Consider the following 21,849-nt stretch of genomic DNA (forward strand, 5'->3'; position numbering starts at 1 on the left):
AAGATGAACAAAAACAAAACAACACATTGCGAATGTTCTAGCAGCAGGAATAAAATCAACTTACTGCAGGCATTTTTTCCGAATGAAGAAGCGTATGAGTTAAAATCCATAATACGAATTTTTGCTGCCTTTTTTGGCTCAATGACATATTGCATAGCTTGGTTCTTATACAATTTAGATAATAATATTGTTTTTGAAACATCTGTTGATCCTTTGTTGAATCGAGATGTATGGGTTTTGATCCCGGTGTATGCAGTAATTTACGCAATATTGGTCGGTTATTCACCTAATAAAAATCAGAAAACAACGCTGGTTCGAATGTATCTATTGGGCTTTTCGTTGCCAGCTGCCACTTGGGCGATCATCAATTTTACATTGGGACCTCAATGACTGGATGCAAACTTAAAACCATCATGGCAACCATTATGGCTATTTGCTTCGTTTCGGCGATGTCTTGTTTGACGGCTACAGCTGAGGAACCTAGCCAAACTGAGAATTGGACAGCAGCGGAAGCCGAACTCACCACGGCGGATGTAATCGCCGGAAATTTAAGAATGATTTTTAGCCCTGTTAATGCTTTCGATACATGGCCAGATTATTTGTATGAATATAGTCCTTTAGAGGAATCTGAAGTTTGTAAGCGAGAGGGAAAAGAAAAATTAAAATTTGATTTAGGTCGCGTGAGCTTTTTGAAAAAAAGCGAAAGTGAAAATAATAGTAATGACAATCAAGAGAAAAAGTTTTTCACGGCAACAGTATCTGAAAATTCAACTCTTGATCACTTGTGTAGGATATTTGATGAACGAACAAATGTTAAATATGAATTTGTTGCGACGTCACGTGCATTTCCAGATTTTGGGGTGAGTTTTATTGGTCGTGTCGAAATATACCCCACGGATTGATTGGTGGAGAGCACCGTAAAGCGTGGGGCATATTTGGGTCTAAGGGCTCGTTTGGATAAAGGAACGTGTCGTCCCACAGCGGATCGAATAATCAACTGGAACGTAACGAGAATGCCCTTTTGGCAAGACCGAGAGTACCGCAAAGTGTGGGGCAGGAACCAAGCAGACCTCTATGATGGGGGCAACAGGAGATGAATGCAATGACCGCACAGGACCGCAACATCCAGACACCCCGACGCAGGGCAACCTACCAGGACGTCCTCGACGCACCCCCCAACAAGGTCGCCGAAGTGCTGGCAGGAACGCTCTATACCCAGCCAAGACCCGCCATGCGACATGCCTGGGCAAGTTCTGGGATGGGCATGAAAATCGGAACATCCTTCCAGTTTGGCGATGGCGGCCCTGGCGGCTGGTGGATTATTGATGAGCCGGAACTGCATCTGGGCGAGGATATCCTGGTGCCCGATCTGGCAGGCTGGCGGCGCGAGACCATGCCAACCTATCCGGATGCGGCCTATTGTAGCGTCCCACCGGATTGGGCCTGCGAGGTGCTGTCGCCCTCAACGCGGCGGATCGATCGGCACGAAAAGGCCGGCATCTATGCCCGCGAAGCCGTGCAGCACCTCTGGCTTGTCGACCCCGCAGCCAAAACGCTGGAAGTGCTGGAACTGCGCGACGGCCACTGGGTGCTGCTGGTCACACTCGCCGATGATGCACCCGTCTCACAGCCTCCCTTCGACGCCATCACCTTCCCGCTCGATGCGCTCTGGCCGGAAGGGGCAAGCGAACCAGAGACGGGCGAAATTGAAAACATATAGGTTGGACAATGGCGAATCATACAAATGATCATGCTGAAACAACTCCAAGAATAGAGCGAATTAAGGTTAAAAATTTTCGAGCGCTTCGAGATGTGGAAATCAAAAAAGTTACACCATTGACTGTATTATTGGGTCCAAATGGAAGTGGTAAATCCACACTATTCGATGTCTTTGCTTTCTTGGCCGAATGTTTTGAAAGCGGTTTGCGCCGTGCTTGGGACAAGCGTGGGCGCGCAAAGGAGTTGAAGTCTCGCGACAGTAAAGGACCGATTGTTATTGAAATTGCTTACCGCGAGCAACATAATCCAAAAAAGAGTCCCTTGATCACTTACCACTTGGAAATCGACGAGCAAAATTATCGACCGGTCGTGTGTGGAGAGTGGCTTCGGTGGACACGTAGCGGAAAAGCAGGCCGACCGTTCAAGTTTCTCGAATATTCAGGCGGGCAGGGTCAAGTTGTCTCAGGAGAACTCCCAGACGATGAGGACAAAAGAATCGAAGTTCCATTGAGTTCTTCAGATACACTGGCAGTTAATGCACTTGGACAATTGGCAGAGAATCCGCGCGTTGTTGCCCTGCGTAACTTCATTATGGGGTGGCACGTGTCTTATCTTTCATCTGACGATGCTAGAGGGCAACCGGAGTCTGGTCCGCAGGAGCGTTTGAATAAGAGTGGGGATAACCTAGCTAACGTGATTCAGTATTTGTCCGAAGAACATCCCGAGCACCTTGAAGAAATTTTCCAAAAACTGAGACTTAGAATCCCTGTAATTCAGGAGGTGACAGCACATCCTATGCAAGATGGAAGGCTACTTTTAAAAATTATGGATGCTCCGTTTGCCGAGCCTGTTTTGGCTCGTTTCGCATCAGACGGCACACTTAAAATGCTCTGCTACCTGATTTTGCTTCACGATCCTAACCCTCCTCCATTCATTGGTATTGAAGAGCCGGAGAACTTTCTGCATCCAAGAATACTATATAGCCTGGCAGAAGAATGCAGGGCGGCGGCCGATAATACACAGATACTCGTGACGACCCATTCCCCCTTTTTTCTTAATGCGTTGAAGCAAGAAGAGGTTCGTGTCTTTTGGCGCGACGAAACGGGTTACACGAAATGCCAATCTCTCAGCGACAAGACCGAAATCAGATCATTTTTGGATGCGGGAGCAAGTTTGGGTGATCTTTGGATGGAGGGTTATTTTGGCGTTGGGGACCCATTAACAAGAATGGGTGTTGCATCAAGAAGCGAAGGTGGAAGTTGATATGGCAACTACGCATATTGAGGTTCTTGTGGAAGAACCGTCTATGGAGGCTTTTTTGAACGCAATTCTGCCTCGTATTGTACGAGACGGTATTGTCTTCAAAATTCATCCTTTTCAGGGTAAGCAGAACCTGATGCGAAAGCTCCGTGCTCGCCTCAGCGCATATTCTAAATGGATGACAGAAAATTATCGAATTGTTGTGGTGGTGGATCAGGATCGCGACGACTGTACAGAATTGAAAGTCAGGATGGAAGACGCATGTGCCGCTTCCAACCTTTTGTCACGGCAAGCTTCCGACACATCTAACTGGCAGGTCGTAACCAGAATTGCTATCGAAGAACTGGAGGCATGGTATTTTGGAGATTGGTCAGCGGTATGCAAGGCCTATCCCCGCGTGTCAACGAATATCCCACAGCAGAGAAAATACCGTGACCCTGATGCAATTTCAAACACTTGGGAAGCTCTCGAACGCATTCTACAAAGGAATGGGTATTTCAAGCGGGGACTTCGAAAAGTGGAGGTGGCCACCAGTATTGGAACCTACTTTGACCCCACTGTCTGTAATTCAAATAGCTTTCAGAAATTTCGGGATGCAATAACTGAAGTTGGAATATGAACCCACTATTCACGGACCAAACACAAGGAGGCGTATGTTCTGGATACGAATAAAAAGTTGTCATAGCGTAGCTAAAACCTCCCCGTTTTGAGTCAGTTTCCAATTACCTGATATTAAAAGTTATCCGGTATTATAGTTTATCCGATAAAAATAAATATTGGATTTTTGAGAAATCAGGTTAGAGTGATAATCGACAACAACAAGCCGAGCAGCCTATGCCAGTCATCGTCATTGCATCGCCTAAAGGCGGAGCCGGGAAATCTACCACCGCCGTGCTCTTGGGTACCGAACTTGCCTACGCCGGAGCCAACGTCACCTTTCTGGATTGTGACCCCAATAGGTCTTTAACCCTTTGGGCTGAACGGGCTGATCTGCCGAAGCGTATCAGCATGATCACTAATGTCGAAGAAGCAGACGTCATCAAGACCATTCGTCGCCACGATCAGGATGGCAGTGTTGTTATTGTCGATCTGGAAGGGGTCGCATCCCGTCTGGTCTCGCGTGCCATATCGCAGGCTGATCTGGTTATCACGCCCATGCGTGCAACCACATTGGACGCGACCATCGGCGTGCGGGCGTTATCACTCATTGCCGAAGAGGAAGAGGCGCTGAACCGCACAATCCCACACGCAGTGGTCTTCACTATGACCCGCGCTATCCGCTCCAAGCAGCATAAAGGCATCAAACAATCCCTGAAAAATCAAGGTGTCGATGTCATCAAGCCGTCTTTGATGGAGCGCGCGGCTTTCTCAGCCTTCTTTGAGTTTGGAGGCGATCTGCGTACTATGCCTGCACAAGGACGCATGGATGGTGCGCTTGAAAACGCTAGCGCCTTTGCGCAAGCTGTTTATCGGCGCCTAAGTGTGCAAGAGGTGGTTGCATGAGCGATGTACCAGCATTCAGTATCGACGTGGGCAGCTTGAAAAGTCGAGCCAAAGACCAGACACGGCAAGCTGTCGAGAAGGTCGATAGGGCAGGGGAAGCACATGGGTTTGTCGATCGCAACCCAAAAAAGAAACGCGGTCGGCCGCCTAGCCCCCGCACGGGACAGGTCCATGCTAAGGTATTGCCGCATATCCCCGCCGAGGTTTCCGAGGAAGCCAAGCGCCGTGGCGTCCAGCAAGGCGTGTTGATAGAGGAAGCTTGGGCGCTCTATTGCGCAGAAAATGGCCTAGATACAGATTAAAAAATCCGGTAACATAAAATACCGGATAATAAAAACTACTTTGGAGATTACGGGAACCCTTCGCCATGTTAAGCGCTATCGCTGGTGAATGGTATCTACATTGAAGGTGAGTTATTTTGACCTGCTTTTGGTGAACTTGAAAAACCCATCCTGATAGGTTAGCTTTCGTTATGGTTACAATCCACCGTGCGCATGGTTTGCGCATCATAATTTTCACAGATGATCACGAGCCGGCTCATGTGCATGTGTTTGGTGCCGGGCATGCAAAGATAAATCTGATGGGGTCAGACGGGTTCCCTGAACTTGTGTGGGCCGACGATATGAAAGCGAATGATTTACGCCGGGCTATGCGCGAGGTTCAGGTTCGGCAGCAACAGTTTCTCGCAAAATGGAGAGAGATTCATGGGTGACTTGACTGATGTTGAAATTAATGCGGCTCTTGAACATGGGCGCGTAAAAAAACAGTCCGAGTCTCGTGCCACCTCAGTGCGTTATGATCGGAAGGCTGGACATATTATTGTCGAGTTGTCCAATGACTGCATATTTGCCTTCCCACCGCGCATAGTGCAAGGGCTGGGTTCAGCCACGCATACGGAATTAGCCGAGGTTGAACTTGTTGGTAAAGGATATGGCTTGCATTGGGAGGCTCTGGATGTGGATTTTTCGGTGCCTGGACTACTTGCAGGTCTGTTTGGGACAAAAGCCTATCTGGCACGGATTGCGGGACAAACCAGATCACCAAAGAAGGCAGCCGCATCTCGCCAGAATGGCCGCAAAGGAGGGCGACCAAGCAAGCGGTCAGCTGTCTGAGCAAATTTTTTGCCGATTTTCGGGCAAACTTATCACCTTTGATAAGCGATACTTATCAAAGGTAAAGCAAGCCCTGTGACAGACCTGCCGGTAACAGCCACAATCCCCCCTTTTTGCGCATCCCAAACAGAAAACCCCAGAAAACAAAGGGCCCCGAAAACAAAGGGGGATGACCCGGATCCGGCGCGGCCCCGATAACAGGCACCGCAGGGAGGCCTTGCGATGCGGGGGCGCGCGTGGTTTCAGGGGGTGCGGCTTCAGTGTTCGCGGGGCGCAAACACCGCCTCCAGCGTCGGCGCCTCCAGCAGGCGGTCGGTCCACAGATCGAGATCGGCCACAGAGCCCGCCGCAATCCGCGCACGCGTCGCCTCCTCCAACACCCCGAAGCGGCGCGTCAGAAGCCGCGTCAGCGCTTTGGCTTTGCCCGTGGCCTGGCCTTTTGCCTCGCCTTCGGCCAAGCCTTTTGCCTCGCCGGCGGCCAGTCCTTCGGCCAGGCCGCGGGCCTTGCCTTCGGCGATCAATGTCTCTGCAATGGTTCCCACGTAAGCCTCCAGTTCCGCCGCCTTGCCGCGCCGCAGCGCCGCCCGTATTCCGTCCAGTTCCACATCGTCATAGACGCGCATGATGTAGTGCAGCACCTGTCGCCGCAACTCGTCCGGCAGGCTTTCCAGCACCTCTGCAAGGTTTTGCATCGCCTCGCGCTTGAGGGTGAGCAGCACTGCTTTTAGGGCCGCGTCCCGCGCCAGCGCGTCGCCTGGGATCTCGCCGATGTTGCGCAGAATATAAGATGCGCCGGGCAGAAAGGAAAGGGCCGCATCGCCCGCGATCATCGGGGCGAGCCCGTCCGGCACTGTCCAGCGTCTCTGGCCGGTATAGAGCACCATCGGGATGATCGGGGGCAGGGCGGCGGGTCCGTGCTCTTTTGCGTGCCGCTTCCAGATGCGCACCATGTAGGAGGCCAGTTGCAGCGGCAGGCCGGGGTCCGGAGTGCTTTTATGTTCGAGCAGGAACAGGTAGGCGGGATCGCCGGTCCTTGTGCGCACCCTGAACAGGGCATCGCTCTGGCTTCCGGCCAGGGCCTCGTCGATGAAACTGCCGTCGATCCGTTCCGGTGTGATCTCGCCGAGATGCGCGGCGATCCGGTTGGGCAGGTGTTCCCGGAAGAACGCCGCGGCCAGGTGCGGGTCTTCGAAGGCGGCCCGGAACAAGGCGTCATGGGGGGTGTTCAGATCGGGCATCGGGCCTCCGGACAGTCGTGCGTTCGCTGCTGCTACTGCACCTGACGCGCCGCCGCAAGATGGCACAGAGAGGCCCGGAGATGCTTTGTACGGATGCGCCCGGATTTTGCGGGCTGCGCCCTCAGCCCTGCATCCCTCAGCCGGCGCTGCGTGATCCCGGGCCGCCTGGTCCTGAAGGCGGGTCTGGTGTCTTGCCCGGGCCGCGCTGTCGCAGGCTCCAGTGTCCGGCCACGAGGCGCGCCCCGGCCCCGGCTTCGAACAGCTGCATCTCAGGAGGGCTGGCCGGTCTCCAGGCATAGGCCGCGCCCTGCGCGCCCGTGACACGGGCCAGTACAAACCAACCATCAGGCTCCAGGCGCACGGCTGCAAGCCCCAGGCGCGCGGCACAGGCTGCGATATCGGGCGATTGATGCTGCCCTGCCGGTTTGGGGCCTGGTCCCGGCTTTGCCCTGCGGCGGGCGTGCCGGCGCGGTTTGCTGGCCTTCACCGGTCCGCTCCCATACCGTCCGGCCCCGTGCCGGGGATGGCGCTCCGGTTGGAGATCGGCTTGAAGATTGCCTGGCCTGTCCTGTTGTTCCCGGTATCTGCCATGGGCGGGAATGCTACACTCTGCTCCGGGGAAGGGGAAGTGCCACATTTGGCCTTTGTGCCGCATGGCGCGCCGGCGGAGACCGGGTCCGGGCGCACCCGCCTGCATCGATCCTGTTGCGCTTGCCCGGTTGCGGGGCCATCATGCAGGGTGTGTGTGATCCGGGGGTTGAGCATGGCACCGTTCCGACGTTCAAAGCCGCGCGAGACGGCCCCGCTTCCGGCTGTGAAGACCGGATCCGGGGCCCTGGCGCTTGATATTGGGGGTCGCCGCCTGGAAACGCTGGGGCTGTCGTGGCTGACCGTCACCTGCGCCTGCGGCCATGAAGGCAAGGTATCGGTGGCCGATCTCGCGGATCGCCACGGCTCGAGGACCCGGGTGCGGGAGGCGCTCGCGCTGCTGCGCTGCTCGCAATGCGGCGCGGCGCGGGTGCGCAGGACAACCCTTGTGAGATGAGCCAGATATGGCGCGTATGGCGCGTGTGTGAACGAAGATCACGACCCCCGCCATATGTGTCCCTCAGTGTGCCCCTCATGTGTGCCCCTGTCGGGCCTGTTCCGAGCCCGAGGACAGGATCGGGGCCCGTGCTCTGGTCCCGATGAGGCTCAGAGATTGGCGCAGCACCCGGCGCAGCACCTGACACACACACACACCATGCTCCGGTATAGAGATTGACCCGGTCTGTTTACCGCGCCGCCGCTGGTGCAGCGGCGCGGGACCGGGGCTTGTTGCGGGCGCTTTGTGCCAGATGCTGCGCCGGGTTCCGGGTATCCGTCCTGATCAGGCGTTCAACTGAAACGGAGCCGCGCGGGGCGCGGCGCTCTCATTCTGCGCACCCGCCCCGCTTGCGCGCGCGCGCCGCGCGGTGGTGCCGTTCCTGGTCAATACGGGCCCGCCTCGATCGCTGTGGCACCCCTGGTCACATCCGGTCTTTTGGGGGTTTCTTTTGGATTTTTGTCACGCGCCGCGTGGGGCCACCGCCGTCCCGCCTGCCGCCATGTCCCCACGCGTCCCACCGTCGGGACGTGTGGCAGAGGACAGGAGGAAAAGACCTATGCCCACAGCACCCATTATCCGCAACAAGCCTTCGGGCACGTTTCTGACGCATCTGTTCGGCTCCGGCCTTGAAGCTGACACCCGCTATGTCGTGGAGCGCTTCCGATCCATGAGCAAGACCGGAGAGATTCGCCCCGTTGAGGCAGGGCAGAAAAAGCGCGAGACCCTCACCCGCGCCGCCATTCACAAACTGCGCCCTGCGCGCAATGAAATCATCATCTGCACCGCCCGCGCCGACAGCAAGAGCGGCTGCCAGCTTTGGGGTTCTATCGCCTCGGGCCTGTTCTTTGCCGCGGCCCGCAAGGCCTGACCCGCCCGCCCGGCGGGTCAGGCCGCCGGGGTTCTCTTTCCACCCCGCCCCCGAAAGGTTCACCCAATGACGACACCCCCCGAATTGACAGCGCCCGCGCTCTGCGCCTCTTGCAACAGGCAGCACCCCGCGCCCGGTCGCAAAACCTGTTCTGTTTGCCTCAACACCGCGCGCAGGACGGCCGCCGAAAAACACGCCGCGCGCAAGGCGCAAGGCCTGTGCACCAATTGCGGCAGGCGAGCGCCGCGCGCGGGTCGCGTTGAGTGTCAAGCTTGCGTGGACAAAAGAAAGGCCCGCCCCGGCTACCACAAGAAATGGCGCGAGAAGGTGAAAAAGCGCTACTGGGGCCGCGTGGCCGCCGGTCTCTGCGCCAAATGCGGGAAAACCCCGCCCGACCCCAACCGCCGCGAATGCGCCTCTTGCAACGCCAGGGCGCGCGCGAGAGAGCGGGCCAGAAAGAAAACCCGCAAGGCGCAGGGCCTGTGCGTGGATTGTGGCAGGCCCTCGGCGCCCGGGTTTGCGACCTGCGCGCCCTGCCGCGAGAACAAGCGCCATTATGATGCAAAGCGCAGCGGTCATGCCGTTTATCCCGCAACCTATACAGTTTACTTGCGCGACAGTGACGACCCGCTCGGTCGGTTTGAAACACGCGAAGATGTCGCCCTGTTTCTGGCCTTTGGCAGGCTGGACCGGGACGCTGTGGAGGTCATCACCGACGCGCCGCCGATCCTGGCCTATACCGGATGCAACTGAGGCACAGGATACCCGCGCAAGACAGCGGGCAGGGGGACACCCTGCCCGGGACGCCGCCAAAGGACGGGCAGCGCTGCCGGGACTGCGGCTGTGCCGCGCCCCGCCACCGCCGCCCGGCTCGATGTCGCGCACAAGCGCGCGAGGGTGCCGCGCCGCCGTTCGGGACCGGGTGCGGGGTCCGCGACAGTGGGCCCCGCGCAGGGTGAGGCGCGCCCGCGCCGGGGCGGGTCCGTCACAGGGGTTGACAGCCTGCTGTCAACGGCGCAAGCCGCCTGCCCCTTGACGCAAGATCCCGCGCCGGCGCGGGCGGGGTGAACCCTCAACCGCATAGGGCGGTTGACCCGGTCCCGGGCGGCGGCGCTTGTGGCTGTCAGTTTGGCTCTGATCGAAGGATCGAGACTATTGAAGGCCCTGTCAGGGGGGCTGCCGCCCCCAGCCCGGTCAAGCCCTGCGCCCCGCTGCGCGGGACTTGCGCGCAAGCGCGCGCCTTCGGCGTGCTTGACCGGGCTTCCCCCGCGTTCATCAGAGAAAGATGCCGTAATGGGCCTGACGGTGGTTTTGCTGGAATGTTGCAACCAAGTAGAAATGTCACTGGTTTTGCAAAGCAGAAATGTCACCTGTGTTGGGGCAAAAGTGCAGCCAGCCAGGGCTGAGACCTCAGATATCGCAGCCCTGGCTGGCTGCACTGCGTGCCTTGGCACGCTTTGCCAGCTTGGAATTCCAACCATCGTTTCTGCGGCCTGTTGGCTGGTAGCGTGTTCTCTGCTTTCCCGCCCGCCGCGGTTTGGGAGCCGCTTTCTCCTGTTCTTCCTTCACGAATTCCAGAACCGTACTCAGGCGCTTGTTCTCGGTGATGGCGGCATGTGTCACGCGCTGGTCCTTGTCGAAGGCAGAGTAAGGGAGCAGAAGACCCTTCCATCGGAACTCCAACCGACCGTCTGCGAACTCGTAGCTATCGACATATTTGCCAACCAGTCCGCGCGTAACCTCGTTCTCCTCAAGAATGATGCGCTTGCGGTCATAGCGCAGCACCAGTTGGCGATCAACGTAGCGTTCATCTCGCTTGCACAGGATTTCCCGCAGCCGATCCGGCTCGACATTCAGCGCCCGGTGCAGGTTGTCAGATCGGCGTGGCACCTTGGCGAACTTTACGTTGTAGCGCCCCATGAACCCCGGAAGAAAAGCATTCGCGGCCTCGATATCCGATATGTCAGCCAGCCGAAGTTCCTTGACCAGACGGTCCTGAAGCGTCCGGTTTGCGCGCTCGACACGACCCTTGGCCTGAGAACTGTTCGCGCAGAGGATCTCGATGTTCAACTCGTTCAAGGCCCGGCCAAACTGGGTCGTGCCGTGACCGGACTTTGCGGCCTGGTTCGGCACCCTGAAAACCGAATGCTTGTCCGAATAGAAAGCCACAGGACGACCGTGCTCCGCCAAACACCCCTCCAGCGCTTCGAAATAGCTGAACGTACTTTCAGATTCGACAAACCGCAGATGCATCAGAGTGCTCGTCGCATCATCAATGAAAACCAGGAGAGTGCAGCGCGGTCCCCGATCCTCGAACCACTGGTGATCGGACCCGTCGATCTGGACCAGCTCGCCCAGACACTCCCGACGCAATCTGGGCTGATGAAACGTCTTCCGCTGCTGGCGCGACAGCCAGAGACCGTCCTCGATCATCCAACTGCGAACCGTTTCGCGCGAAACTTTGAACTCATGCCGCTCCGCCAAAGCTTCCGCTGCCAGCGTCGGGCCAAAATCCGCATAATTCTCGCGGATCAGATCAAGACCATAAGTCCGTTTGGCATCGTGAATGCGATTGTTCGCGGTTTTGCCGCGCGATCGGTGCCGGAGGCCGGATGGCCCACCTTCTCGAAACCGGCGCAGCAATCGGAAAACCTGTCGTCTTGTCAGATCCAGAAGATGTGCCGCCGCCGACACACTCAATCGGCCATCTTCGACCTGCGACAACACTTCGATCCGGTTCAACTCGCGCTCGCTCATCATCACCCATCCCATATCCGCTCATCCTCAAGCTATTTTTTGAAGAGAGTGACATTTCTGTTTTGCTCATGGGTGACATTTTACCTTTGCGGCTACACTGGGGTCGATTACGGGACAGTGATAAATCGTACGCTAAGCGATTTTGTGCCTCATTTCTCGCCAGATGTACTGACCTATGAGCAGAATGTGCTCCCATCCCAAGGGCGATATGTGCCTGAGCAGGTGTTCGGGCGTGTCCAGGCCTTCGCTTATCGCACATTGCAGAGAGACCAGAGCGCTTAGCGTACGATTTATCACTGTCCCGTAATCGACCCCATTCCGCACCTCGCTCTACCCCCGCAGATGACCCGTAGAGCGCCTGAGAGGGGGTTTAGAGCGCCGGTTCGTAAAAAAATAAGGTCAGGGTAGGGTTGGGGTGTTTTTGGCTCTCACAGGGCCGCTCAGGCGCTCTCTTCGAAGCCTGGAATAAAAATCAATTCGGGAATTGACTGGAAGCGGGGTTTTACCAGCTGGTCAGAATCTGCCTTCAGACGAGACCAGCCTGCCCGTGAAAATCCTGCCCGATCCTGCCCGATCCTGCCCGATCCTGCCCGATCCTGCCCGATCCTGCCCGATCCTGCCCGATCCTGGCGGGCGCGTCCAGTCCCTGAGCGGCCCTGTGAGCGCCTGAGAGCCTTCCCCGCCCTTGCAGATCGCAACTGAACGTTTGCCCCGGCTCGATCCGGCTACGGGAAATCCCGTAGGTGCCGCCCCGGCGGGGCCCGATCTGCAAGTCGATTTTTCAGAAATCGGCTCAAGCATGTTTCCGCATCAAAATTGCTTTGATGCTCAATGGCGCTTCGAGGGGCTTTCCAGTTCAGCTGTTGGGATGGCTTCGCAAGCGGTGCCGGCTTGCATCCGCAGGCCGGTGTTTGAGGCATTGAGCGACAGCGAAAGGGCGCAATCGCCGGAAAACCCACCATCCCGTCGCCGCTGGGCATTTTTCACGGAGAGTTCCGGATTGTCACAAAAAAGGGCAGGCCTCGCGGCCTGCCCAAAATCTTTTCTTCAAAATCAAATCAGAAGTTAAACTGCACACCAAAGTCGGATTTTATGATGCTGTCTGCGTCACCTGCCTTGATTTGACCAACACCACCTCGCAGTGATGCGCCGCCGCCAAGGTCATGGACAAACCCGACGCCTAAGTGGCGCGCATCAGCCTGCGCCGAACCGTCTCCATAGGCAAATTTCAGGCTCGTTGCCGTTCCGACCTCGAACGCGCCTGACACGCCGTATGCGGTGCCATTGCCACCTGCTTTACCGGATGCAGTGTTCACATCATCTTCTGCAACAAACAGGCTTCCGGAGAAACCGTCCCATTCACCACCCAGCGTCAGAACGGTCAGATTGTCATCGTCACCGATACTCTTGTCGGTCTGCCCATGAGCAACCGCCAGAGTGATGTTGTTGAATTTATAGGCCACATTGAAGCTCCAGCTGTCGCCGGGGGTGCTTTCATTAGGTTTGTCGGCATCAAAAGATTGCTGATCGTAAGCACCGGCAAATGAGAACCCGCCAACACCATAGCTAAAATACAAGGCGTTCGACCCTGCGCCACCCGAAGAATAGTGCTGAACCCCGTAGTCAACGCCTGAATATTGGGCGGCAAAGTTTTCAAGGCCAGGCTCGGTGCCGTAAAAGTTTGCAAGGTTGGTGAATGCATCCCCGACATTGCCTACGTCCGTACGAAAGCCGCCGTAACTTACTGAAAAGCGGGCACCGTTGAAGCCCGCTTTTTTGGCCTCTCCGGTCTTATTATCTCCGTCGGCCTGCAAACGGACACGAGCCTCAAATTTGACCCCGCTGTCAGTCTCGGTAATACCATCAATGTTCAAGCGGAAACGCGAGACCAAAATGGTGTCCGAAACATCCGGAGCAGCACCATCGACGTTAGTAGCGCGATCTTCGTGGTATCCGACACCAAAGCGCCCGTAGCCCTTGATGGTGACGTCCACCTCTGCCGCTGCCATCCCGGCAATGGCGATGAAGGCGGTTGCAGCAAAAAGAATTTTTTTCATGGGTTCCCCCCAGCTTGTTTCGACACAGAGCCGCATATCACGGCTCTGTGTACTCTTTTCCGCGTTTCGGGCAATCAGACAAGACTTTCGTTTAATTTTGGCGACGATCGCCGCAATTGCGTTGCATTTGCGCACATCCGAACCTAGAAAAATGCTGGGTGTCCCTCAGCACGATACCCTGCCGCCTCAGGCATCCGATCCCCTCGGTTCGGGGCTTGGGGCGGCGCCCTGTCGAACCGGGTTTGATCGGTCGGTCCGTTGTTTTGCTCACCCATCCCCGAACAGGGCCGCCAAACCGGGGGCATCCAGCACCCGGTCGATCCACGCATCGAGCTGGTCCATATCGGCCCCTTCGATCCGCGCCCGATCCGCAGCGGGCAGCGACCCAAACCGACGCTCAAGCAGACGGATCAGGTCGCGCTTCCGGCCAAATGCCTCGCCTTCAGCCCGCCCTCTTGCCTCGCCTTCGGCTCTGAGTTCTTCGATGATCCGTCCCAAGATACCCTCCGTCTGTCCGGTGCGGGCGGCGTCGAGCTTTTGCTCCAGTTCCTCAAGCGCCGCGCCCCTGGCTGTCTGCCGAATATACACCGCAAACCGCTCCTGCAAAGCCGGATTGTCCAGCAGCGCCGCCTCGAGCGCGTCCAGATGGGCCGGCCCCCGCCCGGTGAGCGCGATCAGCCCCGCTTGCGACACCGGATCGCCGGACAGCTCCTCCGGCTCCATCTGCGCCCACTGCCGCAGGATCAGGCCCGGACCCCGCAGGAAGACCAACTCCGGCGTGTCTGTGGCGAGCATATCCGCCAGATCGGTCGGACCCGTCCAGGGCGCAGCGCCGGAATAGCCCAGAAGCGGAATGATCGGCGGCAGGCCCCTGGCCCGCGCGGCGCGGCCGTCCCGGCCTTCGCCCTTGCGCACATAGTCCCGCCAGATGCGCACCATGTAGCCCAGCACCTGCAACACCACCTCGGCATCGGGATAGCTCTTGTGCTCCACCAGCACGTAGGCGAAGGCGGTCCCGCCCCCGGCCAGATCAACCTCCAGCAACAGATCGGCCTGGCTCTGGCGCAACGCCTCATCGATGAAGCTGCCCTCGACGATCCTGGGCGGCGTGTCGGCCAGCAGCCCCGCAACCGCATTGGGCAGATGGTCCCGCAAGAGCGCCCGTGCCTGGACCGAATCGGAGAACACCGCCCGGAACAGCGCGTCATGCGGGCGCTGCGCCTCCTGGCTCCGCGCGGTGGTGAACGCAGGCGCGGCCTCATCCGGTCTGGCAATCTCGTCAGTCATGACCCCCGCGATAGCAGCGCCACCCGAAGACGTCCAGTGATTGCCCGCCCTGAACTCTCAACCCGCTGCGGATCTGACTCCCCCCGGATCCGGGATCTTGAAACCCGTCGCCTTGAGACAAAAAATCTCTACCCTCTCCCCAAGCGCAGAGATCGGACTTCCAGGCACCCCCTTCGCCACCCCCGATCCTCTTCTCAGCAAATTTTCCCCCGTTCGCCAAAAACACGCCGCCTGGTCCTTTTTCGGGACTTATCCACAGGCAAAAGTCGCCCCGCGACTCTCTTGTTCTATAAGTTCTATAAGTTCAGGCGAAAATCCGCCTTTAATATCAATATGTTACAGCGCTATCGGTGACATATGGGGACGATACGGTGACATATGGGGACGATACGGTGACATATGGGGACGATACGGTGACATATGGGGACGATTTTACGCTTTTAAAAGTGATAAAAAGTCATCACTATTTGTCACATGAAAAAGACGATTCAGGTTGCATCGGACCGCGCCTATGACCGCACCAAGTCGATCCTGCCCGCCGAGGTTGCGCGGGGGGTCTATGTCGAAAATCCGCCCAGTGCCGAGGCCCTCAAGCTGATGCATCTGCTGATCGGCACCGCCGGGGGGCGAATGGCCGATGATGTGCGCCACGAGCTGCGCCTGGCCGACATCAAGAGCGTCGCGGGGATGCGCAACCATTCCCGCGCCACGCTGCGCGCGCTCTTTGGCCTAAACGGACCATAGCTGCATATATGGACATCTGAACGAACGGATGGGGAACAAACGGCGGGCTTAGTGAACACTTAGAGTGGCCTAATCATTCTCAGTTTCTGGTCGGTTTTCGCCGTTTCCCTCATGCTCGGCCTTTCCACTTTTCACCTTGTACACGGTCCCGCGCGATACTCCCATTTCTCGGGCAATTTTTGTCGGAGACTGGCCGTTGGAAAGGCGGCTCTGGATCTCCTGCGTGTCAATTTTTGGAGACCGCCCTTTGTAGATGCCACGGAGCTTTGCGGCGGCAATTCCTTCAGCCTGGCGTTCCTGGCGGAGATTTGTTTCGAATTCGGCGAAGACACCCAGCATGTCAAAAAATGCCTTTCCAGTAGCGCTTGAAGTGTCGACGGGCTGTTCTGTGGCTACCAGATGAGCGCCCTTTTCCTTGATCTTTTCGACTATGATTTGCAGATCTCGGAGTGATCTTGCCAGACGGTCAATGCGTGTGACCACCAATGTCTCGTTGGGGTGGATGAAGGTGAGGATGGTACCGAGCTCGGGCCGACTTTCGAGGGTTGAGCCGCTGCCGGTTTCAGTCCTGATCATGGTGCATCCAGCCGCCCTCAGCGCGGCGATCTGAGCATCAATATTCTGATGAGCGGTTGATACTCTGGCATACCCGATCCGGGCGGTAGAAGTGTTCATTTTGGGTATGCCCCCCAGGCGATTTGTTCATTATATCGAAAACCACCCAAAATGAACGAAAAAACGTGACGGATAAGTGTTCATCAGAGGTGTCATTAAGGGTACACCCATAATAACACTCATGCAGCCAGCAAACTTCTATCGAATTCGATGCGCTGCTCCAAGTCCACCTCGAAGTGACCGTAGGGATTGACGTACTTGTAGAACAACGGTGAAAGCCCGCGCATGTCTTCCGGCGTCATCCGTTCTGCCCAACTCCGGTCGGACAGGATTGACTGCACCATGCGCGTATTGACGTAGACAAGCGAGGCCTGAACGAGTTGAAGCGACAGCGCCGCGATCTCCTGCTCGTTGACCCGGTTGGTTGATATCTCGCCGCCCTTGCCGAAGAACACAAATCCGTTTGCGCTGTTCCAGTTCTCGACCACGTTCAGGCCTTCGTTGATCTCGCGGCGATAGCTCTCAAGCCGGAGATAGCGGCAAAGGAAGATTGTTTTCACAGCTCGACCGAGCTCCGCTAGCGCCTTGTAGGTAGGATGCATCACATCGCCCTTGGAAAAGCGCCGCAAGATCGACTCCGGATCGGCAGTGCCATGTTGCATCGCTGCAGCGTACTTGACCATCTCGTCGTATTGACGCGCAATCTCGCCCCAGTCCACGACGCCCGCAAGAATAGGGGTGAGGTTTGTTAGGCTGGCCCGCTGGTCAGCAGAGGCCAGCACCAATTTTTGACTTGCAATCGCCTTGAGCCGGGGAGCCAGTTCGAAGTCGAAAAGATGCGCAAAAGCGAAGCCAACGACGCTCTGCCCATGAGAATCTACATACTGACGCTGGATTTCCATGTCCGTACAATGGCGCAGCACTCCTTCGATCATAGCCGCCACTTCAGAGGATGAACATCGCTTCAACTGCGAATAAATACAGGTCGCCCGACGCTCGACATGCCAGTAAATCATGACGCCCCGACCGCCATAGCGGGCGTGCCATTCCGTCATGAGGTTACGGTCCCAAGCCCCAAATTTTGTGGAGTCTGCCGCGCAGGCCGTCCCAACCGAACCCCATATATCCGGATCGCGAATTGCCAGCGTGGCATTGGCCACCTTGGCGCAAGCCGCCCTCAACGCGGTGGCGTTGACATAGCGCCTGTAAACGTGGGCGAGCTCATCAATGCTGACACCCTCGGTTCCAGTGGCAATCCGGTTGAGACCGGCATTTGTGCCAACCCCGTAAAGCGTAAGGAGCAGACGCCGGTTGCGGACATCTTCCGTCAACACCTCCCGACTGGCCGAACTCTCGAAACAATCCAGAAACCCGGTATCCAAAGCGGTTTCCTTTAGGACATCGAGAAGGCTTGTCATTGGCCAGGTTCGTCCGATCTCGTTTTTCAAGTTGATCAAACCGGCTGGCTCCGGTTGGCGCTCGAAAGGCGTGATACAGATGCGGTTATCCCCTGTTGTCCGTAATCGGACTTTGTCGTTTTTCGGCAGTGTCTCGTTCAACAACCGCAACTCGTCCTCAAGTTCGCTGCGAATATTTGCCACGAAGGCCTGAGCGTCCTGAGGCAGGCCAAGACCAGCGTAGTAAGACGCGCGACGCTCGTCAAAATCTGCGGGCAAGTCGTGGTCCGGATTCCGGTAGCGATCGGCACCTTCAACCCAGATTTCACGCGCGCGGATACTGGAACGAAGTTGGCCAAGTATACAGATTTCATAGGAAATCACGTTCAAACGACCCGTATCGTCAACGACAAATTCCTTCCAGCCTGCAGGAATGGAGCCGGCAGGTGCGTCCCCGACAGGCACTGTCCTGCGGCCTTCTTCCCGCCATTCAATGATCCGCTCAAGGGCATCAAGTATTGGACGCCACACAGCATTGTTCGACCGGAAGTGCAGGACGGACAAGAGTGCTGGCATCATCCTGCGGTAATGATTGGCATAGGAGCCGCGCATGACAGTCTGGATGCGCTTGTCCAGTGTGCCGCTGGCGCGATATTCTTCAATCACTGCCTTCAACTTTGCAACACTGGCGACCGGATAGATCACATCGATCACCCGCCCCTCCGGTTCCTCGATCGCCGCTTCTGCCATGGCACACAACAGTCGATCCTTGCCGTAAACCCGCTCGATGTCGCTGGCTATCTTGGCAATTACCCTTCGTCGCGAGCGGGTTTGAAGGCGATGCGTAATTTCCAGAAACAGATCAACCAGATCATCCGTCAGCTTTCTCTGACGGTCCATGAGATACAGGGCGTAGAGACCGATCCGCCGGTCATCGCTATGCCGTCGCATTTCTGAGGCATTCTCCCGTTCAACCCGGCGACACAACATGGAGATCCAGGCAGGGTCAATGCCAGCCAAATGCTCAGAGGACAAATTGAGGGCCGCAAGAAAAGTCAGGCGATCACATGCCCCAAGAACGTTGGCGAGAGTGGCCGCGCCAACCCCGTTTTTCATAAGGTGAAATCCACCAGGGCCTCTTGGTTCCGAAAGGCTTTTTTCCAGTTGGTCCCGCGTGTTGGCTGGAAGAATGCGGGCAGTGGATGCCAACAAATCCTTAAGAAAATCGTGCCTGGCACTACGAACCAACCGCTCCATGATCTTGTCAGATGAGATGTAGATCGAATTGCTGAGGCACCACGCATATGCCGATGCAACTTGGTCTTCCACAGTCGGAGCCGACGACCTGCGGCAGTCCTCAAAAATCCATGAGCGCAAAGCCAGGCGATCCCGATCTGTGGCTCGCCGAACCCCAAGATGTTTCAGGATGGCAACACGGTGGCGGCGGGCATTGACGTGGCGGTAATCGAATGGCTCCTGATCAACGGGAACCTTCACGTCCAGTTGCTGGGCCAAATACTCCAGTCCTTCGGAACTGAGATCTTGCTCACGCGAAGGGAAACGCCCATGCGTCTGGAAAAATCGCAGCTGGAAGGCAACCCGGAACCGGCTGGCTAAATTGAATGCCTCAACGAACTCCATGTCGTTGAAATTCAGACTCCAGCACTCCAGGAATGATCGATCAGACATACGCGCTCCCATCGGAAAAGATGCTTGATCTCAGAACAGCTGTACTCCTGCGTCAAGGCGTTTTTGTTCCCCATATGTTCGTTCAGATGTCCATATATGCAGCTATGGTCCGTTTAGGCCAATTTCGGGGTCGATTTCGCCCCCTGTGTGCCCCCAGTATCGAAGTGGCGGCGAAGGTGGCGGCGAAGGTGGCAAGAAATAGGGTTGATTACTTCACATCGCGGGGTCTGCCAGGATCGCCCGCCCCGAAGGCCAACGGGAGTGCTCGCTGCACTTCGGGGAGAGCGAGGAATAATCCCCAGGCGGGTAGGGCTCCGGTTGTCCGTCAGAAGTTCCTTTGGTGGACGCGCTGGCTTCATGGCCTCTCAAAGGCCATTTTTAACCCAGAATGCTCAGCGACTTTGTAGATTTCTGTGGGCGAAAGGGTCCGACTTCTGTCTCAAATCCTGTGGGACCAGGCGTACCTTTATGCCGATGGACCCGTTATTCGATCCGCTGTGGGACGACACGTTCCTTTATGCAGAAGAACCCACTATTCGGCGGGAGTGTCCGCCAGATCAAGGCGGCGCTCGAGGCGATCGACGCGGCGGGCTAAGGCATCGAAATCAGCTTGAGCGTGCGAAATGCTTCCGACAACGGTAGCCAAATCTGCTTTCATCGTCGAGAGGTGGGCCTCCACATCCGACAAGCGGTGCTCGAGGCGATCAAATCGGCGATCATGTTCAGCCAGCTTGCCCTGAATAGATTTCAGATGCTCAAGCAGAAGTTCGTTAGTGACGTTTTCAGGCATTTAGGGATGGCTCCTGTTTGTGCTGGTTGAAGGCAGTGCGGGCAATATTTATCTCAAACCCTCCCAACCTTTAGCTTTTAAGCCCGACACTGGGGTCGATTAGTAAAAAAATCATGGCGCAAACAAAGAAGAAGTTAATCTGGTGACGTGGGCTTTTTGCGCTCGACACGATCAAGAGTCTTTGAGCCGGAGTTCTCCATCTTGTCTACAGTGGCCAGAACCACAGCGATTCGCTTTTCGTTTGGCGGATGCGTACCCCAAAAGCTCAGCTGTCCATCTGCTGTCTTCGGGCTCTCTGGGCGTGCAAAATACTTGGCACCCTTCACCGGATCATAACCCGCGGTTTTGGCGATATACGTTCCAATGACATCGGACTCGAGCTCATAGGTCTGGCTGAAGGCCTTGTTGCCGACTTTCATGCCTAGATTGACTGCGTTTTCAATATTCCTCTGATTGATGCTCGAATCCACATAAGGGCTCGACTCGGCAGCAGCCAAGGCTCCAAGTATAAGCGCGCCAGCAAACGCTTGCTGTTGTTGCTTTTCAATATGCTGAGCAAGGTGATGACCAACTTCGTGCCCCATGACAAAAGCCAGCTCATCTTCATTACGGGCATCGGCTATCATTGGTAGCGTGAACACGATAAGCGGCTTACCCTCTTTGTTGTAAGTCTGGAAGGCATTGCGTTCTTCTGCCTTTGTGTCGACCCGGATCAAAACATCACAATCGAACGCTTTGCGATCTTGAGAATTCTGGCGGCAGAAATTCTCCGCAACGGGCTCTACCCGGCGAACCACCCTGTTGAATTGGTGGAAAGCCTGTTTTGGAGACAACCGTTTGCCGGTCGTGGCAGTTTGAGGGTTACGTTCCTGAGCGAATATCGCCTTTGCTTCAGCCCGATACGCTTCTGAAAGCTCTGTGACCTGGTATGTAGTGCCGCAGGCTGACAACGCGGCTAGGCCGACAACGATGACAATTATTCTGGTTTTGCAAAATATTAGCATGGATTATCTGGCCCGCTTCCAGTCTGAAGTGCAACACCCGGCACCAATTCCCTTCGGACTACGCCCTCACTCCAATGATGGCCGAGTCGCAATAATTTTTGCCCGCCTGATACCCGGATTCCGCAAGCTTTGAGCTACAGTTCCATCGAAATGGAGCTTATGTGCCACTGTGCTTGAATACAAGCCGCAATTGGCCTCATCCGGTCTGGCAATCTCGTCAGTCATGACCTCCGCGATAGCAGCGCCACCCGAAGACGTCCAGTGATTGCCCGCCCTGATGCGGATCCGGGATCTTGAAACCCACCGCCTTGAGACAAAAAATCTCCACCCTCTCCCCAAGCGCAGAGATCGGACTTCCTGGCACCCCCTTCGCCACCCTCGATCCTCTTCTCAGCAAATTTTCCCTCAATTGCCAAAAACACGCCGCCTGGTCCTTTTTCGGGACTTATCCACAGGCAAAAGTCGCCCCGCGACTCTCTTGTTCTATAAGTTCTATAGTTCTAGGGCCGAATTTGCGCATGATTCCAATTGCTTGCACGGCTAAAAGGGAGAAATGGGGACGCAAAAGGGAGAAATGGGGACGCAAAAGGGAGAAATGGGGACGCAAAAGGGAGAAATGGGGACGCAAAAGGGAGAAATGGGGACGATATAGGATGTTGAAATAGGGAGTTTCACTCTTTATATTTTCTCCCCATGAAAAAGACGATTCAGGTTGCCAATGA

General features: G+C 56.4%; 24 protein-coding genes. 14 read left to right on the top strand and 10 right to left on the bottom strand.

Going from position 1 to position 21,849, the window contains the following annotated elements; all coding sequences use genetic code 11:
• The first annotated feature begins 3 nt into the window (after positions 1-3).
• The 9 genes from ACOERD_RS01970 (at position 4) to ACOERD_RS02010 (ending at position 5,594) form a co-directional block, all read left to right on the top strand.
• Positions 4-390: a hypothetical protein gene (locus tag ACOERD_RS01970; RefSeq protein ID WP_419737871.1), complete on the top strand. Its 387-nt coding sequence runs from the start codon at positions 4-6 to the stop codon at positions 388-390.
• Between the two features lie 23 nt (positions 391-413).
• Complete coding sequence (locus ACOERD_RS01975; protein WP_419737872.1) at positions 414-902, top strand: hypothetical protein; 489 nt, start codon at positions 414-416, stop codon at positions 900-902.
• A 191-nt stretch (positions 903-1,093) separates the two neighbouring features.
• Positions 1,094-1,720, top strand: coding sequence for a Uma2 family endonuclease (locus ACOERD_RS01980; RefSeq protein ID WP_419737873.1), 627 nt, complete (start codon positions 1,094-1,096; stop codon positions 1,718-1,720).
• 8 nt (positions 1,721-1,728) lie between these two features.
• A complete protein-coding gene (locus tag ACOERD_RS01985) occupies positions 1,729-2,982 on the top strand; it encodes an AAA family ATPase (protein ID WP_419737874.1) in 1,254 nt (417 codons plus the stop codon).
• A gap of 1 nt (position 2,983) precedes the next feature.
• A complete protein-coding gene (locus ACOERD_RS01990; protein ID WP_419737875.1) occupies positions 2,984-3,598 on the top strand; it encodes a DUF4276 family protein in 615 nt (204 codons plus the stop codon).
• 215 nt (positions 3,599-3,813) lie between these two features.
• A complete protein-coding gene (locus tag ACOERD_RS01995) occupies positions 3,814-4,482 on the top strand; it encodes a ParA family protein (protein WP_419737876.1) in 669 nt (222 codons plus the stop codon).
• Positions 4,479-4,784, top strand: a complete 306-nt coding sequence (locus tag ACOERD_RS02000) for a chromosome partitioning protein ParB (RefSeq protein ID WP_419737877.1) — start codon at positions 4,479-4,481, stop codon at positions 4,782-4,784. The genes ACOERD_RS01995 and ACOERD_RS02000 overlap by 4 nt, the downstream gene beginning before the upstream one ends.
• A gap of 170 nt (positions 4,785-4,954) precedes the next feature.
• Complete coding sequence (locus tag ACOERD_RS02005; RefSeq protein WP_419737878.1) at positions 4,955-5,194, top strand: DUF4160 domain-containing protein; 240 nt, start codon at positions 4,955-4,957, stop codon at positions 5,192-5,194.
• Positions 5,187-5,594 (top strand): DUF2442 domain-containing protein, encoded by a 408-nt coding sequence (locus tag ACOERD_RS02010; RefSeq protein ID WP_419737879.1) that lies wholly within the window; start codon positions 5,187-5,189, stop codon positions 5,592-5,594. Before ACOERD_RS02005 ends, ACOERD_RS02010 begins: the two co-directional genes overlap by 8 nt.
• A gap of 257 nt (positions 5,595-5,851) precedes the next feature.
• Here the strand turns inward: ACOERD_RS02010 and ACOERD_RS02015 are convergent, their stop codons facing one another.
• Both ACOERD_RS02015 and ACOERD_RS02020 read right to left on the bottom strand, forming a co-directional pair.
• Complete coding sequence (locus tag ACOERD_RS02015) at positions 5,852-6,832, bottom strand: Rpn family recombination-promoting nuclease/putative transposase (protein ID WP_419737880.1); 981 nt, start codon at positions 6,830-6,832, stop codon at positions 5,852-5,854.
• Between the two features lie 136 nt (positions 6,833-6,968).
• Positions 6,969-7,319 carry a hypothetical protein gene (locus tag ACOERD_RS02020; protein ID WP_419737881.1) on the bottom strand — a complete coding sequence of 117 codons (351 nt, stop codon included), beginning with the start codon at positions 7,317-7,319 and terminating at the stop codon, positions 6,969-6,971.
• A 270-nt stretch (positions 7,320-7,589) separates the two neighbouring features.
• Here ACOERD_RS02020 and ACOERD_RS02025 point away from each other — a divergent pair, with 270 nt between their 5' ends.
• From ACOERD_RS02025 to ACOERD_RS02035, 3 genes are all read left to right on the top strand, one after another.
• Positions 7,590-7,877 (top strand): hypothetical protein, encoded by a 288-nt coding sequence (locus ACOERD_RS02025; protein ID WP_419737882.1) that lies wholly within the window; start codon positions 7,590-7,592, stop codon positions 7,875-7,877.
• A 598-nt stretch (positions 7,878-8,475) separates the two neighbouring features.
• A complete protein-coding gene (locus ACOERD_RS02030; RefSeq protein WP_419737883.1) occupies positions 8,476-8,787 on the top strand; it encodes a hypothetical protein in 312 nt (103 codons plus the stop codon).
• A 276-nt stretch (positions 8,788-9,063) separates the two neighbouring features.
• On the top strand, positions 9,064-9,540 hold the full coding sequence (locus tag ACOERD_RS02035) for a hypothetical protein (protein ID WP_419737884.1): 477 nt from the start codon (positions 9,064-9,066) through the stop codon (positions 9,538-9,540).
• A gap of 657 nt (positions 9,541-10,197) precedes the next feature.
• Here the strand turns inward: ACOERD_RS02035 and ACOERD_RS02040 are convergent.
• Positions 10,198-11,559 carry an ISNCY family transposase gene (locus ACOERD_RS02040; RefSeq protein WP_419737885.1) on the bottom strand — a complete coding sequence of 454 codons (1,362 nt, stop codon included), beginning with the start codon at positions 11,557-11,559 and terminating at the stop codon, positions 10,198-10,200.
• Between the two features lie 670 nt (positions 11,560-12,229).
• Between ACOERD_RS02040 and ACOERD_RS02045 the strand changes: the two genes are divergently transcribed.
• A complete protein-coding gene (locus ACOERD_RS02045; RefSeq protein ID WP_419737886.1) occupies positions 12,230-12,613 on the top strand; it encodes a hypothetical protein in 384 nt (127 codons plus the stop codon).
• Here the strand turns inward: ACOERD_RS02045 and ACOERD_RS02050 are convergent.
• Together ACOERD_RS02050 and ACOERD_RS02055 are read right to left on the bottom strand one after the other, a co-directional pair.
• Complete coding sequence (locus ACOERD_RS02050; RefSeq protein ID WP_419737887.1) at positions 12,603-13,601, bottom strand: porin; 999 nt, start codon at positions 13,599-13,601, stop codon at positions 12,603-12,605. The genes ACOERD_RS02045 and ACOERD_RS02050 overlap by 11 nt on opposite strands.
• A gap of 267 nt (positions 13,602-13,868) precedes the next feature.
• Positions 13,869-14,888: an Rpn family recombination-promoting nuclease/putative transposase gene (locus tag ACOERD_RS02055; protein ID WP_419737888.1), complete on the bottom strand. Its 1,020-nt coding sequence runs from the start codon at positions 14,886-14,888 to the stop codon at positions 13,869-13,871.
• 474 nt (positions 14,889-15,362) lie between these two features.
• On the opposite strand from ACOERD_RS02055, the gene ACOERD_RS02060 reads away from it, so the two are divergent.
• Positions 15,363-15,632: a hypothetical protein gene (locus ACOERD_RS02060; RefSeq protein ID WP_419737889.1), complete on the top strand. Its 270-nt coding sequence runs from the start codon at positions 15,363-15,365 to the stop codon at positions 15,630-15,632.
• A gap of 69 nt (positions 15,633-15,701) precedes the next feature.
• Here ACOERD_RS02060 and ACOERD_RS02065 read toward each other — a convergent pair whose 3' ends face one another.
• From ACOERD_RS02065 to ACOERD_RS02085, 5 genes are all read right to left on the bottom strand, one after another.
• The gene (locus ACOERD_RS02065; RefSeq protein WP_419737827.1) at positions 15,702-16,307 is read right to left on the bottom strand and encodes a recombinase family protein; all 606 of its coding nucleotides are present in this window, start codon (positions 16,305-16,307) and stop codon (positions 15,702-15,704) included.
• Positions 16,308-16,426: 119 nt separating this feature from the next.
• A complete protein-coding gene (locus ACOERD_RS02070; protein WP_419737828.1) occupies positions 16,427-19,333 on the bottom strand; it encodes a Tn3 family transposase in 2,907 nt (968 codons plus the stop codon).
• Between the two features lie 532 nt (positions 19,334-19,865).
• Positions 19,866-20,123 carry a hypothetical protein gene (locus ACOERD_RS02075; RefSeq protein ID WP_419737890.1) on the bottom strand — a complete coding sequence of 86 codons (258 nt, stop codon included), beginning with the start codon at positions 20,121-20,123 and terminating at the stop codon, positions 19,866-19,868.
• 134 nt (positions 20,124-20,257) lie between these two features.
• On the bottom strand, positions 20,258-21,127 hold the full coding sequence (locus tag ACOERD_RS02080; RefSeq protein WP_419737891.1) for a M48 family metallopeptidase: 870 nt from the start codon (positions 21,125-21,127) through the stop codon (positions 20,258-20,260).
• Between the two features lie 445 nt (positions 21,128-21,572).
• Positions 21,573-21,849 (bottom strand): hypothetical protein (locus tag ACOERD_RS02085; RefSeq protein ID WP_419737892.1); only part of this gene is annotated, 277 nt, incomplete at its 5' end.

Source organism: Ruegeria sp., from assembly GCF_965199275.1.
Classification (GTDB): Bacteria; Pseudomonadota; Alphaproteobacteria; order Rhodobacterales; family Rhodobacteraceae; genus Ruegeria.

What these genes read in the sequence shown, in the direction of transcription:
- ACOERD_RS01970 (WP_419737871.1), top strand. Translation starts at nt 4, where the DNA reads ATGAACAAAAACAAAACAACACATTGCGAATGTTCTAGCAGCAGGAAT.
- ACOERD_RS01975 (WP_419737872.1), top strand. Translation starts at nt 414, where the DNA reads ATGGCAACCATTATGGCTATTTGCTTCGTTTCGGCGATGTCTTGTTTG.
- ACOERD_RS01980 (WP_419737873.1), top strand. Translation starts at nt 1,094, where the DNA reads ATGAATGCAATGACCGCACAGGACCGCAACATCCAGACACCCCGACGC.
- ACOERD_RS01985 (WP_419737874.1), top strand. Translation starts at nt 1,729, where the DNA reads ATGGCGAATCATACAAATGATCATGCTGAAACAACTCCAAGAATAGAG.
- ACOERD_RS01990 (WP_419737875.1), top strand. Translation starts at nt 2,984, where the DNA reads ATGGCAACTACGCATATTGAGGTTCTTGTGGAAGAACCGTCTATGGAG.
- ACOERD_RS01995 (WP_419737876.1), top strand. Translation starts at nt 3,814, where the DNA reads ATGCCAGTCATCGTCATTGCATCGCCTAAAGGCGGAGCCGGGAAATCT.
- ACOERD_RS02000 (WP_419737877.1), top strand. Translation starts at nt 4,479, where the DNA reads ATGAGCGATGTACCAGCATTCAGTATCGACGTGGGCAGCTTGAAAAGT.
- ACOERD_RS02005 (WP_419737878.1), top strand. Translation starts at nt 4,955, where the DNA reads ATGGTTACAATCCACCGTGCGCATGGTTTGCGCATCATAATTTTCACA.
- ACOERD_RS02010 (WP_419737879.1), top strand. Translation starts at nt 5,187, where the DNA reads ATGGGTGACTTGACTGATGTTGAAATTAATGCGGCTCTTGAACATGGG.
- ACOERD_RS02015 (WP_419737880.1), bottom strand. Translation starts at nt 6,832, where the DNA reads ATGCCCGATCTGAACACCCCCCATGACGCCTTGTTCCGGGCCGCCTTC.
- ACOERD_RS02030 (WP_419737883.1), top strand. Translation starts at nt 8,476, where the DNA reads ATGCCCACAGCACCCATTATCCGCAACAAGCCTTCGGGCACGTTTCTG.
- ACOERD_RS02040 (WP_419737885.1), bottom strand. Translation starts at nt 11,559, where the DNA reads ATGGGATGGGTGATGATGAGCGAGCGCGAGTTGAACCGGATCGAAGTG.
- ACOERD_RS02050 (WP_419737887.1), bottom strand. Translation starts at nt 13,601, where the DNA reads ATGAAAAAAATTCTTTTTGCTGCAACCGCCTTCATCGCCATTGCCGGG.
- ACOERD_RS02055 (WP_419737888.1), bottom strand. Translation starts at nt 14,888, where the DNA reads ATGACTGACGAGATTGCCAGACCGGATGAGGCCGCGCCTGCGTTCACC.
- ACOERD_RS02060 (WP_419737889.1), top strand. Translation starts at nt 15,363, where the DNA reads ATGAAAAAGACGATTCAGGTTGCATCGGACCGCGCCTATGACCGCACC.
- ACOERD_RS02065 (WP_419737827.1), bottom strand. Translation starts at nt 16,307, where the DNA reads ATGAACACTTCTACCGCCCGGATCGGGTATGCCAGAGTATCAACCGCT.
- ACOERD_RS02070 (WP_419737828.1), bottom strand. Translation starts at nt 19,333, where the DNA reads ATGTCTGATCGATCATTCCTGGAGTGCTGGAGTCTGAATTTCAACGAC.
- ACOERD_RS02075 (WP_419737890.1), bottom strand. Translation starts at nt 20,123, where the DNA reads ATGCCTGAAAACGTCACTAACGAACTTCTGCTTGAGCATCTGAAATCT.
- ACOERD_RS02080 (WP_419737891.1), bottom strand. Translation starts at nt 21,127, where the DNA reads ATGCTAATATTTTGCAAAACCAGAATAATTGTCATCGTTGTCGGCCTA.